This window comes from Gordonia sp. B8661-1 (assembly GCF_059427765.1).
This window is the reverse complement of sequence record NZ_JCAHRL010000007.1, coordinates 275,697-290,821: the sequence shown is the minus strand read 5'-3', so window position 1 is coordinate 290,821 and position 15,125 is coordinate 275,697. Positions and strand designations below refer to the sequence as shown.

The window sequence follows — 15,125 nt, the reverse complement described above, 5'->3', positions numbered from 1 at the left end:
GTTGGGTGGTGTGGGTAAGGCGTTGGGTGATGCGGAGAAGGCGGCGTTGGCGCGTGGGTTGAAGTCGATGTCGGATGCTGAGCGGGCGGCGTTGGGTGGTATGCGGGGTGCTTCGCCGACGATGGGTGGTCCGATGGGTGCTGGTGGTGCTGGTCGGGGTGCTGGTGGTGAGGATAAGGAGCATAAGCCGAATAAGTATTTGGTGACCACGGTCAATGGTGAGGCGTTGATTGGTGCGCCGCCGGTGGTGACGGCGTCGGTGATCAAGGGTGGGTAGGCGTTTGCTGGTTAGGATGGCCGGCATGACTGGTTGGCGTGGGTGGTCGCGTGGTGTTGCTGGGGTGGTGGCTGCGGTGGTGGTTGGTGGTGCCTCGGTGGTGGCGTGTACCACTGATGGGGAGCCGGCGTCTCCGTCGCCGTCGGTGGTGATTACCGGTGCGGAGGGGACGGCGACGCGGTCGAATCCGGCGCCGTGGATGGAGTTGTGGGCGCCGTGTTCGTTGCCGAAGTCGGTGTGGGAACCCTTCAAACTGGATTCGAGACATCGCTCAGTCGACAACCTCGAACCTCAACGTACCTGCCATTACACTCGGACTGCGTTCAGTAATGACACGCCAAGCTACGGTGTGAATGTCATAGTAACGAATTTTCCATTCGATGAGTCGCGGCGTAATCCTTCGCTACTGAATACTGTCGATTTCATGATAGGTGAGGGTCATCCTGCGGCGATCGCTGATATGAAACCGGGATATGACGGTCGCCAGATCTTATGGGGTACGTCGTACGGTTCAGTCCTCGTCCAGGCATTTCCGATCGCATCCGATATCGCACCGCCAGCAGACAGACTGGTGCGCGACTTCGTTAACGCCGCATATCCGTACATACCAAAGTAGCGAAACTTTAAGGAAATATCATGGCTGATGACAATAAACTAGATATGTCGAGTCTGCGCACAGAGTTCTCCACTGCCGCCGCTAATTTGACGTTTACTGAGGAAGGTCTGAAACCGGCAATAACCGCATGTGCAGAACTTTTGCGGGTTCTCACAGATGCCCAAGGCTACATTCCGAGCCTGACCTTTCGTGAAGGCTTCAACTCGATTCCTTCAGGCGGTCAATTGGCGGCCGGACTCTCGGATCGGGCTGATAATGGCGACGGCTCCTTTCGAGAGGCTTTGAAAGAGCACATCTTAACAGTACGTGCGTTGAAAGACGCCTTGGAGAAGGCGGGCCGGGATTATTTGTCGGCTGAGGATGTGAACGCGATCGAGCACGCTGCGGCTGGTCATGGTTTGCCGCAGGCGGTGACGGAGGCGGATATGCGTCCGAAGAAGGTGGAGCCAGAGGGTCCGCCGTCGGCGGAGGATAATGCTCGGGCGCGGAATGATCCGAAGAATCAGGTGGGGGCGAATGTGCGTTCCTAGTCGCTAGATATTTGGTCGCGCGGCCTGGTGTTAGTTAGTTGCTTGGATTTAAGTTGAGGTTCAGCGGTCGTTGACTGCTGTTGTGGGGCGGCTGGGTGTGGCATTTGTTCTTCGCTGGTGGGGAGTGCGGTTTGTGGAGTTGCTCGGCATCTCCCGGTGCAGGTCCAACGAGGCGTCCTGGGGGTGGCCGGGGCCTGGTTGATGGTGAGGCGTTGAATTAGGCGTTTGCTGGTTAGGATGGCCGGCATGACTGGTTGGCGTGGGTGGTCGCGTGGTGTTGCTGGGGTGGTGGCTGCGGTGGTGGTTGGTGGTGCCTCGGTGGTGGCGTGTACGACTGATGGGGAGCCGGCGTCTCCGTCGCCGTCGGTGGTGATTACCGGTGCGGAGGGGACTGCGACGCGGTCGAATCCGGCGCCGTGGATGGAGTTGTGGGCGCCGTGTTCGTTGCCGAAGTCGGTGTGGGAACCCTTCAAATTCGACCCCAAACCCCGGGCGGTCGACAACCTGGAACCCCAACGCGCCTGCAGCTACGGTCGCACATCATTTGACTTCGATACACCTGGATATGGCGTGAACATCATTGTTACGAACTTTTCATTTGATGAGTCACGCCGTAATCCGGCGATTATTAAACCTACTCAGTTCACCGTAGGTGACGGGCATCCTGCAGTGATCGCCGACATGAAACCCGTTTACGACGGCCGACAGATATTGTGGGGGACCTCGTATGGTTCTGTGCTTGTGCAAGCATTTCCGCAGTCCTCGAACGCGCCACCTGCTGACCAATTGGTGAGAGATTTTGTAGCAGCGGCGTACCCCCACATACCGAAGTAAACAAATTAAGACTACAGAAAGGCCACCTTTCATGGTTAATGGCGGAAAACCTGAAAAGCTCGATCTGTCGGCATTGCGGACGGAATTCTCTACGGCGGCAAGCAGTCTTACGTTCGCGGAGGAGGGGATCAAGCCTGCGATTACTGCCTGCGCGGAACTGTTGAAAGTGCTAAACGACGCCGAACGTTATATTCCGACTCTGACTTTTCGTGAAGGATTCAACTCGATTCCGTCGGGAGGTCAGCTAGCAGCCGGCCTTTCGGATCGAGCAGACTCTGGCGACGGATCTTTTGCTGAGGCGCTGAAGGAACACATCGAGACAGTCAAGACTTTGAAGGTCGCTTTGGAAAAGGCTGGTCGGGATTATCTGTCGGCTGAGGATGTGAACGCGATCAATCATGCTGCCGCTGGTCATGGTTTGCCGCAGCCGGTGACGGAGGCGGATATGCGTCCGAAGGATGGTCCGAAGCCGCCGACGGTGAATTATAATGTTCCTACTAATAAAGTCGAGAACGATCCTGTTCCAACGCATCATGGGGACTATTCGGTTCCAACGGGTCATGTGGACTGGTGACCGTGGACGTTACCGACGACGCCGTGCCGAGTTGAGTTATTGATTCCCGGTTCCGTGCGACGTCGGATTTGAATAATGGATTCGATTCTTCAGCTATTGCACGATGGGGTAGTGGTAGGTGGTGCACGTCCTTAGTGAGCCCGTCGACTCCGTCGGTCGCCAGATGGGTGCGTGTGAAGGGTCTCGGTGGATAGGCCGAATAATTGTTTGGTGACCACGGTTAATGGTGAGGAGTCGAAGAGACCGCGGGTGCCGCTGCGGTGTTCGCGGCGCCGAAGCCGAATGATGCGCCTCAGAGTCCCGGTCCAGGTGGACCGGGTTCGCCGACCGGTGGCGCGGGGCCGTCGGGTGGTGGCGGCGGTGGGCGTACGCCGTCGTTGAAGTCGACGACGCCGATGTCGTTGAAGAATGCGAAGACGCCGTCGTTGACGAAGCCGTCGTCGTCGCAGAGTCCGGCTAGTGGTGTGTCGTCGGGGTTGCAGCAGGCGGCGGGGTTGGGGTCGTCGGCGGCTGGTCAGGCGCAGAGTGCGTTGTCGAAGTTGGCGGGGTTGTCGAAGTCGCCGTTGACCAAGCCGGCGGGGTTGCATGCGTTGGATGCGGCGAACCGGGTTCGGCAACGGCTTTGGCGTAGGAGCCTGCGGTTTGTCCTGCTTCCAGGGCTCTCTGGGATTTGCACCGGATCTCCAGCACCGAGAGAGTATGCCAGTAACCCCCGATTGTCCCGCCGATCGCGGCACCCACAGCACCCTGTCTTCCCGATACTTGACCCGGCCCCAGGACGGGCTGGGGCGGGGTCAAGGTCGAAAACTCAAACGCACGTTGTCGGCTACCTCAGTGTCGCAATAGCGAAGCGCTCTCTGCTATCGGACTCGGCGCATTTCGGTTCCGCCGAACGGCACAGCCCCGCCTGCAGCATTTGTCGTACCCCTATAGCCGTACCGCGTCTTCCTATAGTTTGTGGTTATGGCCCAGCGCCCATTCGGAATGTCGCGGTAAGTAACGCCGCCATCCTTGGTCGGCGAAATATTATAGACATAGAAATTCCTGGGACCCACGCCTAAGAAATCTACGTACATTTTGTTGCCTACTGCATGCACATTAGATTCGGGACCTGGAATGATGCCGTATGCTATCACTCGCGACTTGTAGTGCCCTGGCTCGATCTTTGCCTCTGCGTGACCAGCCCCAAGCATAACCCCAGCCGCAACCGCTCCACTGGCTACGATCAGTATCACCAGTTGCTTCATTACCGCTTCCATCTCTTCTTCTTGCGCTCATCAAGACGTTTGGTCGGACTTCATGCTTCCAAGCTGGCGTACATGTCCCCATTCCAGCCAATTGTCCTCACCGAGCTTTACGCGGCATCGGACTTCACAACCGATTGGAACTCATCACCGGAACAGGTCACCTCCGATGTCCGCCCCGCTGTGCATTGCATAACGGGGCGAACGCTATCGAAAACCTTTACGCCAGGTGGTGAACTAGCGACGGGGCTTCGACGTCTTCGTCATGATTGCATCGCGGACTGGAATTCCATACCCATACTGGGTACCGCGATAACCTGTCTTAGTTCGCTGCGTGTATTCATCCCGCTGCACGAATTTCACGAAGGGATCGTTACTGCGCGCAATCACTCCGCCGTTCCTCGTGGGAGTGATGGTGCTGGTGTACTGATTCCAGCGACCTGCTCCGTAAAAGTCTGAGTATGCTCGGTTGCCGACAACCTTCACGTTGTATGTCGGCGTGTCGACGAGTCCCAGCAGCTTGTAATGAACCTTATAGTTACCAGGTTCAATTTTTGCTTCGGCCGATCCGCTGCCTGCTGTGGTTCCAAATGCAATTGCTGCACCAGCAATCATGATACCGGCGCCTACCCTCTTCAGCATACGAGACACTCCTTAACTATATTTGAACGGACGCTACGAGATCATCGCATAGGGGCCTAAAGCGCACTAGAAGGCTGTGGTTCGCCACAGACCTATCTGGGTGTCTCCTGGGGCCACAGGACCTGAACACCTGGCAGGACGGCCTGAAGCTGAGCGGTCCCCTGCTTTGTGAGCTGACGAGCGGTCTTCTCCGCGCCCGGCCCCAGCACCTTGTATGGGGCCATCGCTTGCTCGGCCGACCAGCCGAACTCTTGATTGCCAATCTGGCCTTTCACGTCGCCACGAAGGTTTACGACGTAATCAACAGCCGGCAGACCTGACTGCGAAGCCTTAGCCTGCGGCAGGTGTAGCTCGAACTGGTTCGCACCAGGGTTCGGAAGGGGCTTTACCTTTGGTGCCCGCGGTTGACCCTGCTTCCAGGGCGCTGCTGGCTTGGCACCCGGATCGCCAGCGCCCAACGAGTATGCGAGCATGCCACCGATCGTGCCGCCGATCGCGGCCCCAACAGCGCCGCCAAGAGCTGCGCCACCGACACCGCCGACTATCGGACCGGCGATGACGCCGATCAGCGCGCCGGGGCCGACACCTGCGGCGGCGCCGCCCAAGATGACACCCGGCAGACCCGGACCGGTCCACCAGGCGGTAGTACCAGCGGTCACAGCACCAGTGACGGCACCAGCTACGGCGCCGACGCCGGCCCCCACCGGTATCCCGAACAGCGCACCTGCTGCCGCGGTGGGCAATCCCAAGGCCACGGCTCCAGCCGTGCCGCCGAGCATTACGCCGATGATGGTCGAAGCGGCTTGGCGGCTTGCCTTGTCCAGCGATCGACGCCGCCAGCACCGCCGAGGTGACCGTGGTGAGCACAGGCGACCGACGGTCACCTGTCTTCAGCGCATGACGAGCTCCGCGTTTGATCGGCGGCTGACTCATCGGTGTTGTTTCCCTTTCACTGACAAAGTGCGAAGCACAAAATGTCTGGCGGTCGGTACTGTGCATGGCTACTTCTTCACCCGCGGTGCAGGGCCGCCTCGCGAGACTGCGGAGGAATCGCAGGACAACTACTGTGACGAGCACCGGCAAGGACGAGAGTGAGTTCACGGGCGGGACGCGCATCAGCGGCAGGCCTGAACGTCAGCGGACCACGCATAATCCCCAGTCCTACCCGGACAACACTCTTCACACCTCCCCCATGGGCATTCAGTGTCCTTCGGACGCGTGTGTGCCCGGAGGACACTACACATCGGAGGACTCATGTCACCCGTGTCTGTCGGTCGAGCGAATGACAAGACAGGGCGCCACTTAGCCGCCCACAGAATTCCCTCAATTGTTGGGGCGTCAGTAGCTTTGGGAGAACAATAGTAGTGGGATGAGTGGAAGATTCTTCAGCTTGAGTGTTCGAGTGCCGAGCGCCTCGGCGAGCGCGAGAGAGATGGCGAGTTCGTGCGCAGAGCGGTCGTCGATAGGATCGCGTGTCCGAAGGTCAAGGCGCCCACCGCGTTTGCGCTGCAGTGTGTTTCCGACTCGTTCGTGGCTCGGGCCGCGGAGCGTCCACATGTCGTTACCCGAGACCAGGTAGTTCGGTTCGACGGTTATCAGGTGCCCGCGGCCGTCGTCCACCGCGTACTGGTGGCTGTGTACTGAGAACGGATGGCGGCGCAGGCGCGCAAGATTCCACGGAACAGCATCCACAGTGATGTGCAGTCGCGACCGATCATAGGTACCGATCGGGCTCCGGCGATGTGTCACCTCGCCTACTCGTTCGATGGTGACAGTCGGGATTGTGCTGCCGGACACCGTGATTGCGGCACCATCGGCTCGCCATGCAATGGTCATCGTTCCCTGCTGCAGCCGTTCGGTATGAGAGCCGCCATGCGGGATCGCGGGTATCGCGTAGGCATGGAATGAGGGTGACTCTTCATCGACCACCAACGCTGCCGGGTCGGGGCGTTCGGTCCAGGCATACCCCAAAGCCTTTGCCAGATCCGGGCGGAACTCCCAGAGAAGTTGTGCTGCAGTTTCTTCACCGAAGAATGCTTCGAGATCGACCAGAACGGCACACGGTGTACCCGGATGCGCCCGAAACCGTCCGATGTGGCGGATCGGGAACCAATGACTGCGACTGTATCCGCGGCCTTCGATGTGAGGCCGCACGATCGCCGGGGCCCGGAGATCATGGGCCTGCGATTGATCGAGTGGTTGCCAGACGATGCCCGACATCTGTTGCCAGGGCAACCACTGCGTCCGCCGCCGAGACGTCAGAATGAGCCCGTCAGGTGTCGCAACGAGATTCCACCCGGCCCACCGAACGCGCTCTGTCGGTATTCCGGCCCAACGGCATATCGCTCTGATCAAACGCCGGGCTGTCACTGCGAGGATTACGGCGCCGACCGCCAATAGCGCGGTCAGTGCAATGGGAAGAAGGAAGAACGAGACTCCAAGGCCGACCAGCGTGGCAATCACCAACGTCACGATGGTCAGTGCCAACAGAATGGTCCCGGTGTCGGACAGGCTACTCTCGGCGAGCCAGTCGTCCGGTGCTCCGCCAGATTGCGGCATTTCTGGCTCCGCATCGGGAGCCGCGTTTCGATGAGCGACGACGCCGGCAGCAGCCGATGGGCGAGCTACCGAGCCGCCGGCGGGTCTGGAACCCACCTTGGCCGCGAGCTCGGTACGCAGAAATCGGAGAAACGACTGATAGTTCTTGGCCTTCTGTAGATACCGCAGGTCGAACGCGATGTCGACCGGTTCGCCGCGCGCGCTGTCCGCCCACTGATTGATGACGCGAATGGAGCGATGGTGCGGTATGGCTGTGCCGACGCCGGCGATGGCAGGCGACGTGGACATGTCGACCGCATTGACATCACCGTCGGCGGACCCAAGCGCCGCGGGAACGGAATGAATGCCACTCCACGGCAGGAACTGAGTTAGGTCCGGGGAGTCGATGATCAGCCCTGCATGGGTTATTACGACGTGATGTTCACCGACCCGGCGGAGCCGGTCGGCTGGGAGGCCGGTGACACGATAGATGGTTCGAGCGACAGAATCCCAGGCAAGGATTGTGCCCCAGATGACGACGAGACACGCCGCTCCGACGGCCGGTAGCGGCTCATCAAGTCTGACCAGGATCGCGGGCCCGATAGCCAGGACAAAGCCGAGCCCAATCGTCAGGGACGCTGCGTGGCCGACATGCGCAGACGCAAGCCAGTCGTCGCGGCGTTTCGCAGCTGCGGTCTCGGCGCCGGTCACAGTGTCAGCGAGGTCGGGAACCCGGCGTTGTCCGCATCGGCCGACTCCTGTCCCGGGAACTCAGAAGTTGAGCCCCGATCGACCACCGGGGCCGGTTCCAACAGGCCAAGTTCGGCGCCACCAGGATCGGTGATCACGGCCAACCTCCCAAGAGGGTCATTTCGGTGCGGTTTCACGGTGACCTTTGCTCCCAACGCAGAAGCCACTCGTACGGCGTCGTCGAGATCAGGTACCCGAAAGTAGGTGAGCCACCGTGGGTTATCGGACGACTCGACCACCCCTGCCAGCGGTTGACCGTCCGAGTTGGTGAACACGCGGTACAAGCCGCGTTCCGTCTGGACGACGTCGGCAGCGACATCGAACAGCTCGATGTAGAAGTCCGCGATGGCACGAGGACGCCGGGTGTGAAGTTCGAACCACACCGGCGTACCCGCGCTGCCCAGGGAGAAGCCCTCGAGCCTGCCCGGTTCCCATAGCGAGAAACTGGCGCCTGCCGGATCGGCGACCGAGAGGACACGCGATAGGTCATCGTTCGCGATCGCGGTGGTCAGCAGCTCGCCGCCGACCGCTCCGGGACGTTCGGCGAGATCCTCGAAATCGACCGACGAGAAGTACAGGTGCCAAAACTCAGGCACATTCGGTAGGTCGGGTGGAATCTCGGAGAGTTGAGCGACAGGCGCGTCGTCGACCATCGCGAGCACCGTGCCGTTGTGATCGGTGTACTTCCAGCCGAAAAGCTCATGATAGAAGTTCGCCGACGCCCGTACATCATGAGTGGCCAGGCCGATCCAGCACGGATGGCCATGCGCGTCGGCGCCGATGGGGGGAGTGGTCACGTGTGGACTCTTTCAGTCGTCGCGATCACGGCGCCGATGGCACCGACGGTACCGGCGTGACCGGTGGTGGCACCGGCACCGCACCGGGCGGTGCCGCTGTGGTCGGTGCAGTAGCCGGTGCGCTGGGTTGGGGAGCGTCGACGGAAGGTGTCGCACCGGACGGCGTTGTCGGAACGATCGTGGGCGACTGCTCACTCGGCGGAGCCTCGACCTCGGGAGCGCTCTCCTTCACCGAATCCCACACATCACCGCCGGACGTGCCATGGCCGGCCAGGCCGGTTTGCCGGGCAATGACCGCATTGGGGCCGAGCGCCATGACTCCGGTGGTCGTCCACATAGCGTTGAAAGCAGCCTTCGTGGAGTCACTGGCCTTGCCGGTGACGTACTGCTTACCGGCGCCGAGGATATCCAGCGCGCCGGGGGCGGCTTTGGGATCGGCGGACGGCAGCCACCGCATCTTGTCCCCGAAGAACTCGGCGCCGTACTTGCGGGCAGCGGCAGTATTGACAGACAACGAGACCGGCGACGCGACAACGCCCAAACCCGCACCGGTGAGCGCGGTGACGCCGACCTTCTTCCAGTCGAAGTCCTTGTCCGCAAACTTATTCAGCAGAGCCTGTTTGCCGAGTTCGACACCGCTACCGCTCAACGCACCGAGGCCGGCCTTGATGCCGAGGTTGATGCCGACATCCTTCCAGCCGTTGACGCCGATCGCACGGAAGAGCGCCTTCTTCGTCATGGCCTTGGCGAGTTGCGCCGCGATCTTCTGGACCGTCACCTTGATCGCTGCCCGCAACGTGGCCTGGGTGGCCAGCTCCGCGGCCAGGATCTCCAGAGGTGCCCCCCAATTCACGTAGATGGTGGCAAGAGCCGCGACGATGAATGCCGCGAGGGCCACCAGCTCGACGATGTAGAAGATCTTGAGCAGGAGTATTTCGTTGGAGGTGTTGTTGCACGCCTCGGCGATGTAGGCGACATCATCGATGAGCTTGTCGATCGACTTGTCACCCTCGAAGTACTCCTTGAGCTTGGCCTCCAGAGCCGTCTTGGTTTCGCCTTCCTCGATTGTGGCGAGGGTTTGGCTGGCGAGATTCGTCAGGTTCTCGGCGTAGGTGGTGAGGTCCCTGCCGAACTCCTCCCATGAATCGGACATCCGGTCCATCGCCGTTTCATCGCCCTCGGGCCACTGCATCCCGATCAACGACAGCGTCTCGGTCAACGCGCCGGGCAGCTCCATTCCCATGTCGCTCCCTACCTACCCAGTGCGTCAGCGTTGGCATTGTCCTGACCGCGGAAACCGGCCGCGATCGACAGCAGGGATTCGCCGAGCGCGTGGAGGCTGGACACGTGCTCGTTCGTGTTATCGAACACCGTGGTCGCCTTGGGGCTGTACCCCTGCGAGAACGCCGACCCGGGTTCGTCGCTGCCCCAGCACTCATTCTCCGCGGACAGCTTCTGGGCGAGTTTGAGTTCGGCAGCCGATAGTTCGTCGGCCAAGGGGCCGAAGCGTGCGGCCTTGTTGGCGAGATCGCTGTGGTCGAGGTGCAGGTTCACAACAGTTGCCTTCCGGTCTCAGGGCGTTGTGTCGAGTGGTCCATCACCAGGCCTGGTCACGGAATGTGCGCGGCGGCGGTGCATCGTCTTCGTCCAGGTTCTCGTAGAACGGTTCGGCCGGATCCCCGACTGTGCGTTCTTCGAGGTCCTCGTAGACCTCGGGCTCCTCGGGGACGCGATCCGTGTCGGACGGAGGCGTCAGGGGTGGTTCAGGCTGAGAACCGAAAAGTTCATCGATGTTGGGCAGCCCGTCGATGGCGTCACGCGCTCGGGGTAGCGAACTGCGGAACTCGTTGATGGGTTCCCAGACCTCGGCGGCCTTCTCGTTGACCTCCGCTGCCGCCGCCTGGGCGGCACTCGTGATCGCCTTCCCGACCCGGGCGGCGGACTCGTCGCCGAACAGCCGATCGTCGATGGTCGTGGCGATGACGACCCCGCGCGCATTCACGGTGACGCTCACCTTGCCGTCGAGCTCGGTCGCCGTCGCCGTCAGTGCGACAACCTTGTTCCGGGCCGTCGTGATCTCACCGACGAGTGTGTTCAGACCGGACATCAAGGTGTCGACGTCGTCGGCGTTGCGTGGAAAGTCCACTGTTACCCCCGGAGGTGCTTGCGGCGCGTGCGCCGGCTGGTCGTAGCTTGTCGACAAGGTTAGGGCAATCCGTGATGCCGCAATAGCGCCAGGTCCGGGCGGCGGCGCCGGCGAGATTGGCTCGGCACGAAGCCTGGTCGAGCGTTTCTGCAGTTCATAGCAGGTGTGTGGATGTACGTGAGTCATGTGGATCGCGGTGGCCGGTGCCGCCTACGTCCTCCATCCGAACGACGTCGTGGACCAGGGAATCGCCGGGCACCCGGGTACCGCGGCGGCCGTGTCATTCACGTGACTGGCGTCTGCGGTGAGCACTTCGGGAGCCCGACGGTGAGCGGTAACGTGACGCGAGCGTGCTCGGTGTGTCATCGATGGTGTCGCCTGCCGACGTACGGAACAGGCTGCGCCGGCTCCGGGCCCGCGATGATCGACGAGGGGATCGGTGACGGTGAGAAACGTTCTGCCGCTGGACGAATCGACCATCTATCGCACCGGTTACTACGCCCGGTACCGAGACGACTGGTACGAGGCGCACCAGGGCGAGACATGGCCCGATGAACTCGTGATCGGCGCTCGTGCGGGTGACATGATGCCGGAGGGATTCTCCGAGACACCGGACGGACGGTTCGTCGCGTCACGCATCGTCCGGCTCGGAGAGCTCAGCGGTATCGCTTCGGTCCAATCGTTCTGCGTATGGAAGAACGCCGTCTGGAGCATCGATGATGTGGACTGGGACAGGCGCGTGGCCACCCTGCGCCGCACCATGGACCGTCCGCGTGCGCACTACTCCGAACCTGCCCCCGGACCGGCGGGCATCGATTTCCCGAGCTGGCCAGGAGTGGACGCGCATGACCCCGAATGGATCAGTGCGATCGTCCGACCGTCCGAGCTGGCACGAGTCTGTGTGGAAGCTACTCCCGTCGATGTGAACCCGGTGCCGACGTTCGCGGTGACCGAGACTGCACACAGCCGACCGGCATCCTTGCGGGAGTCGCCCTGGTTGCCGCCCGAACGGGCGATCACCCTTGTCCGCCAAAGCATCACCGTTGAGGACATGGGTGCCTATCCCGTTGCGGACCTGCAAGCGGATCGTTTGCGCGACGGATGGCGGGTGTGGGCGGTTCCGCCGCGCACCGACGACCCGCTGAGTGTTCGATTGGGTTGGGCTATTTGGTATGTGGCCGACGATGGGCTCATGTGGAAGTCCTCGACGTCCACCGAATTTGTCGTGGACGAGCGCCGAATGACCGCACAGTTCTTCGAACGAAATCAGGCAGTCAGGTGATGGGCCGCCGGTTCAGTAGTCGTCTTCGCCGAGCTTGCGGAGCCGCCGCCGCGGCATGGTGATCATCCACCAGATCAGCGCGACCAGGAGGCATAGTCCGGTCCCGATGAGGCCGACCGTGCGCGCCGTCTGGTTGGGCGGATGTGCACCGGGCGGATCGATACGTCGGCCGTCGGCCGAGGCCGACTGCGTTCGCGGTGGCACGGTATCGCTCAGTGCCGCAACGGGATCAACGACGCCGTAACCAATCACGTCGTCCCGCCCGGAACCTGCCCCATGTGCGGTCGCCGCGATCCTGTGCATCACGTCGTCGGCGGAAATGCCCTTGTACTTCGACTTGATGAGCGCCGCCAGCCCGGCGACGTAGGGCGCAGCGAAGCTCGTGCCGTCGAGCGTTGTGGGACCGTTTTCCCCCTGCTGCCGGTTCACTGCCTGTCCGCGTGCCCCGACACTGATGACCTCGGTGGCGGGTGCGGCCGCGGACACCCACGGACCATTGATGCTCAACGGCCAGGCGCTACCGGTTGCCGAATCGACGCCGGCGACGGTCAGCACGTAATCCTGGTACCACGAGGGACTGACGACGGTGTTGAGCGAATCCCAGCCCTTCGCAGCAGGATTGGCGGGGTTGGCCCCGGTGTTCTGGTTCTTGCATGGATCGACGAGGTTGCCCGCTGCCGCGACGACCACAACATTGCGCTTGTACGCGTACTGGAGCGCGGCGCCGAGTTGTTTGTCGTGCATGTTGCTGCCAGCCGGGCCGCAGGCGACTTCGGAGATATTGATGACGTCGGCGCCCTTCTGGACCGCGGCCACCACCGAGTAGGCGAGTGTTCGCACGTCGCCGTAGCTACTGGCGGCGATGTCGCCGGTCTCCGACTGGTTGCTACTGCCCTTCACGGCGTAGGCGAGAGAAGTCTGTCGTATCGACAGAATCGTCGCGTCCGGTGCCATCCCGACGAATCCGTCATCGGGACTGGACTTTCCGGCGATGATGCCGGCCACTACGGTTCCGTGGCCATCACAGTCACGCGTGCCGTCTCCGCCGGAGACGAAATCGCCGCCCCCGACGACCTTCTTGAATCGCTTCGACGGCTGCACTCCGGTGTCGATCACGGCTACGGTGACGCCTGATCCGGTGCTGTACCGGTGTGCCGCTTGAACTTCCATCAGTTTTTGCGCCGGCGACGGATCGCGGACGTCTGCCGGACTGCTCGCGAACGGCGCGCCGCACACAGCCTTTTGCTCGGTCGGTTCGGGCGGCCCGCCGGGGACCCGCTGCACCAGATCGGATGGATTGGCGACCGGCGGTGTGATGGCTGATGCGGGTGCGACGGCCGAGGCCCAGAGGGCGCAACAGACCGCGGTGATGGCACCGGCGCGCGCGACCCGCATCAGAGGTTGCGAACCGCGCTGTAGACACCCATGACCCAGAAGGCCAACGGAGCGATGACCGCCACCAGGATGTACTCCAGGATTTCGCCCATGCGCTTCATGACCGGCGAGAATTCCTGCTTCGGGGCCACCACACCCATCATCAGGCCGAGTACTGCCAGCGCCAGGATCAGACCGAAACCGATGTAGGTCCAGGTGACATCGTTGAACGCAAGCCCGACCATGAGCAGCGTGAAGGTGATCGCGCCGGCCGCGACGAGTACCGCGGTCTGCGCGACGTCGCTGTGGGCGCGACCGCGCAAGGCCAGGACAATCGCGATGATCACTGCCAGAACCGTAGTGCGCCAGTCGAAACCGTTGAGCGGATCAGCGCCCAGGAGTGCCCCCACCCCGGCGAGCGCCCCGGTGCCCAGCACAATGCCGGTCAGATACTGGTTGGCGGTATAGGCGCGGCGCTCGAGTGCACTCGCCGACGGCAGGGCCATCGCGCCGATCGCGCCGATTCCTTCGATATTGGGGCGCACCTCTGCGTCGATCGGGTCGATGGGGCCGCCGGATGTGGGCACCGGCGGCAACGGCAGGCGGGCCAGTCCGATCGTGAATCGGGGGGCGAGCAGGACACACAGGACGGCCACGGCGGCCAGACCGACCCCGACATGCTGGGCGCTGGTGCCGAAGATCAGCACCACACCCGATGCGATGAGACCGCCGAGCGATGCCATCAGGAGTGCGCTGTGCAACATCGGGCCGACCGCGGTCACGCGGTACACGATCACCGCGGTGACCAGGGACGCGGCGCACGCAAACGTCATATGGGGAGACCCGAACGGATGCGGGGTCACCAACAGCGCGCCGACGAACATCAGGGGTTGGGCGCACGCGGCGAGGACGGTAGCGGTCGAGGTGTCCTTGTAGGCCCTTGTCACCACGATGGTGGCGACCACGAATCCGATGCCGAGGAAGAGGCTCACTGCTCCGGGGATCCATGTGTCGGAATGCCAACGGGACAAGGCGAGGACACCGGCGGCGATAACGGTCGCGACGAGCGCCACCACGTAAGCCATGACCCGCGCCGATTTGGCCGACCAATTCACGAAACGAGATTCATTCAAACGACCGACGGCATCGATGACGTCATCGAAGAGTGCGGGAGCTTCGCGGGACACCACGGATTTCAGGATCAATAGGTCGCCGTCGAGGATTTGCGCTTCATTCAACGTGCGGTGTGAGTCGATGGGATCGCGGCCCACCTTGCTCAGAGTCCAATGCTCCCGCTTGTCGTCCCGAGCGGGATCGTCCTTGTGCCGCCGGGGATTTCGGGACTCGATGAGGGTCACCAGGTCGGGGAGCAGAGCGGCGACGGGCAGCGTCGACGGCAAGGCGACGTCGACCTGCGTATTGCCGCCCAGGATCGAGATGCGTGTCAGATCGGGTTCGCCGGTCTGCGCCTCCTGATCGAGATCGGCGAGCGGGTCCTCGATCGTCATGGTGAGCATTCCC

General features: G+C 62.1%; 12 protein-coding genes and 1 pseudogene. 4 read left to right on the top strand and 9 right to left on the bottom strand.

Annotated elements, in window-relative coordinates; all coding sequences use genetic code 11:
• From AC4JJG_RS16210 to AC4JJG_RS16200, 3 genes and pseudogenes are all read left to right on the top strand, one after another.
• Positions 1-277, top strand: a pseudogene (locus AC4JJG_RS16210) (hypothetical protein); the annotation flags it as partial.
• Positions 278-913: 636 nt separating this feature from the next.
• Positions 914-1,423: a hypothetical protein gene (locus tag AC4JJG_RS16205; protein ID WP_495398419.1), complete on the top strand. Its 510-nt coding sequence runs from the start codon at positions 914-916 to the stop codon at positions 1,421-1,423.
• An 865-nt stretch (positions 1,424-2,288) separates the two neighbouring features.
• On the top strand, positions 2,289-2,831 hold the full coding sequence (locus tag AC4JJG_RS16200) for a hypothetical protein (RefSeq protein ID WP_495398420.1): 543 nt from the start codon (positions 2,289-2,291) through the stop codon (positions 2,829-2,831).
• Between the two features lie 1,481 nt (positions 2,832-4,312).
• On the opposite strand, the gene AC4JJG_RS16195 is transcribed toward AC4JJG_RS16200, so the two are convergent.
• The 7 genes from AC4JJG_RS16195 to AC4JJG_RS16165 form a co-directional block, all read right to left on the bottom strand.
• Complete coding sequence (locus tag AC4JJG_RS16195) at positions 4,313-4,717, bottom strand: hypothetical protein (protein ID WP_495398421.1); 405 nt, start codon at positions 4,715-4,717, stop codon at positions 4,313-4,315.
• Between the two features lie 92 nt (positions 4,718-4,809).
• Positions 4,810-5,376, bottom strand: a complete 567-nt coding sequence (locus tag AC4JJG_RS16190; protein WP_495398423.1) for a hypothetical protein — start codon at positions 5,374-5,376, stop codon at positions 4,810-4,812.
• Positions 5,377-6,055: 679 nt separating this feature from the next.
• The gene (locus tag AC4JJG_RS16185; RefSeq protein ID WP_495398425.1) at positions 6,056-7,966 is read right to left on the bottom strand and encodes a hypothetical protein; all 1,911 of its coding nucleotides are present in this window, start codon (positions 7,964-7,966) and stop codon (positions 6,056-6,058) included.
• A complete protein-coding gene (locus AC4JJG_RS16180) occupies positions 7,963-8,802 on the bottom strand; it encodes a VOC family protein (RefSeq protein ID WP_495398426.1) in 840 nt (279 codons plus the stop codon). The genes AC4JJG_RS16185 and AC4JJG_RS16180 overlap by 4 nt, the downstream gene beginning before the upstream one ends.
• 25 nt (positions 8,803-8,827) lie before the next feature.
• On the bottom strand, positions 8,828-10,045 hold the full coding sequence (locus tag AC4JJG_RS16175) for a WXG100-like domain-containing protein (protein WP_495398427.1): 1,218 nt from the start codon (positions 10,043-10,045) through the stop codon (positions 8,828-8,830).
• Positions 10,046-10,053: 8 nt separating this feature from the next.
• Positions 10,054-10,356, bottom strand: a complete 303-nt coding sequence (locus AC4JJG_RS16170; protein WP_495398428.1) for a hypothetical protein — start codon at positions 10,354-10,356, stop codon at positions 10,054-10,056.
• A 43-nt stretch (positions 10,357-10,399) separates the two neighbouring features.
• Complete coding sequence (locus tag AC4JJG_RS16165) at positions 10,400-10,948, bottom strand: YbaB/EbfC family nucleoid-associated protein (RefSeq protein ID WP_495398430.1); 549 nt, start codon at positions 10,946-10,948, stop codon at positions 10,400-10,402.
• 445 nt (positions 10,949-11,393) lie between these two features.
• Here AC4JJG_RS16165 and AC4JJG_RS16160 point away from each other — a divergent pair, with 445 nt between their 5' ends.
• A complete protein-coding gene (locus AC4JJG_RS16160) occupies positions 11,394-12,230 on the top strand; it encodes a hypothetical protein (protein WP_495398431.1) in 837 nt (278 codons plus the stop codon).
• A gap of 12 nt (positions 12,231-12,242) precedes the next feature.
• Here the strand turns inward: AC4JJG_RS16160 and mycP are convergent, their stop codons facing one another.
• A complete protein-coding gene (gene mycP, locus AC4JJG_RS16155) occupies positions 12,243-13,625 on the bottom strand; it encodes a type VII secretion-associated serine protease mycosin (protein WP_495398432.1) in 1,383 nt (460 codons plus the stop codon).
• On the bottom strand, positions 13,625-15,112 hold the full coding sequence (gene eccD / locus AC4JJG_RS16150; RefSeq protein ID WP_495398433.1) for a type VII secretion integral membrane protein EccD: 1,488 nt from the start codon (positions 15,110-15,112) through the stop codon (positions 13,625-13,627). Before eccD ends, mycP begins: the two co-directional genes overlap by 1 nt.
• Between the last annotated feature and the right edge of the window lie 13 nt (positions 15,113-15,125).

Coding starts and splice junctions, on each gene's coding strand:
- AC4JJG_RS16205 (WP_495398419.1), top strand. CDS start 914: ATGGCTGATGACAATAAACTAGATATGTCGAGTCTGCGCACAGAGTTC.
- AC4JJG_RS16200 (WP_495398420.1), top strand. CDS start 2,289: ATGGTTAATGGCGGAAAACCTGAAAAGCTCGATCTGTCGGCATTGCGG.
- eccD (WP_495398433.1), bottom strand. CDS start 15,112: ATGACGATCGAGGACCCGCTCGCCGATCTCGATCAGGAGGCGCAGACC.
- mycP (WP_495398432.1), bottom strand. CDS start 13,625: ATGCGGGTCGCGCGCGCCGGTGCCATCACCGCGGTCTGTTGCGCCCTC.
- AC4JJG_RS16195 (WP_495398421.1), bottom strand. CDS start 4,717: ATGCTGAAGAGGGTAGGCGCCGGTATCATGATTGCTGGTGCAGCAATT.
- AC4JJG_RS16175 (WP_495398427.1), bottom strand. CDS start 10,045: ATGGGAATGGAGCTGCCCGGCGCGTTGACCGAGACGCTGTCGTTGATC.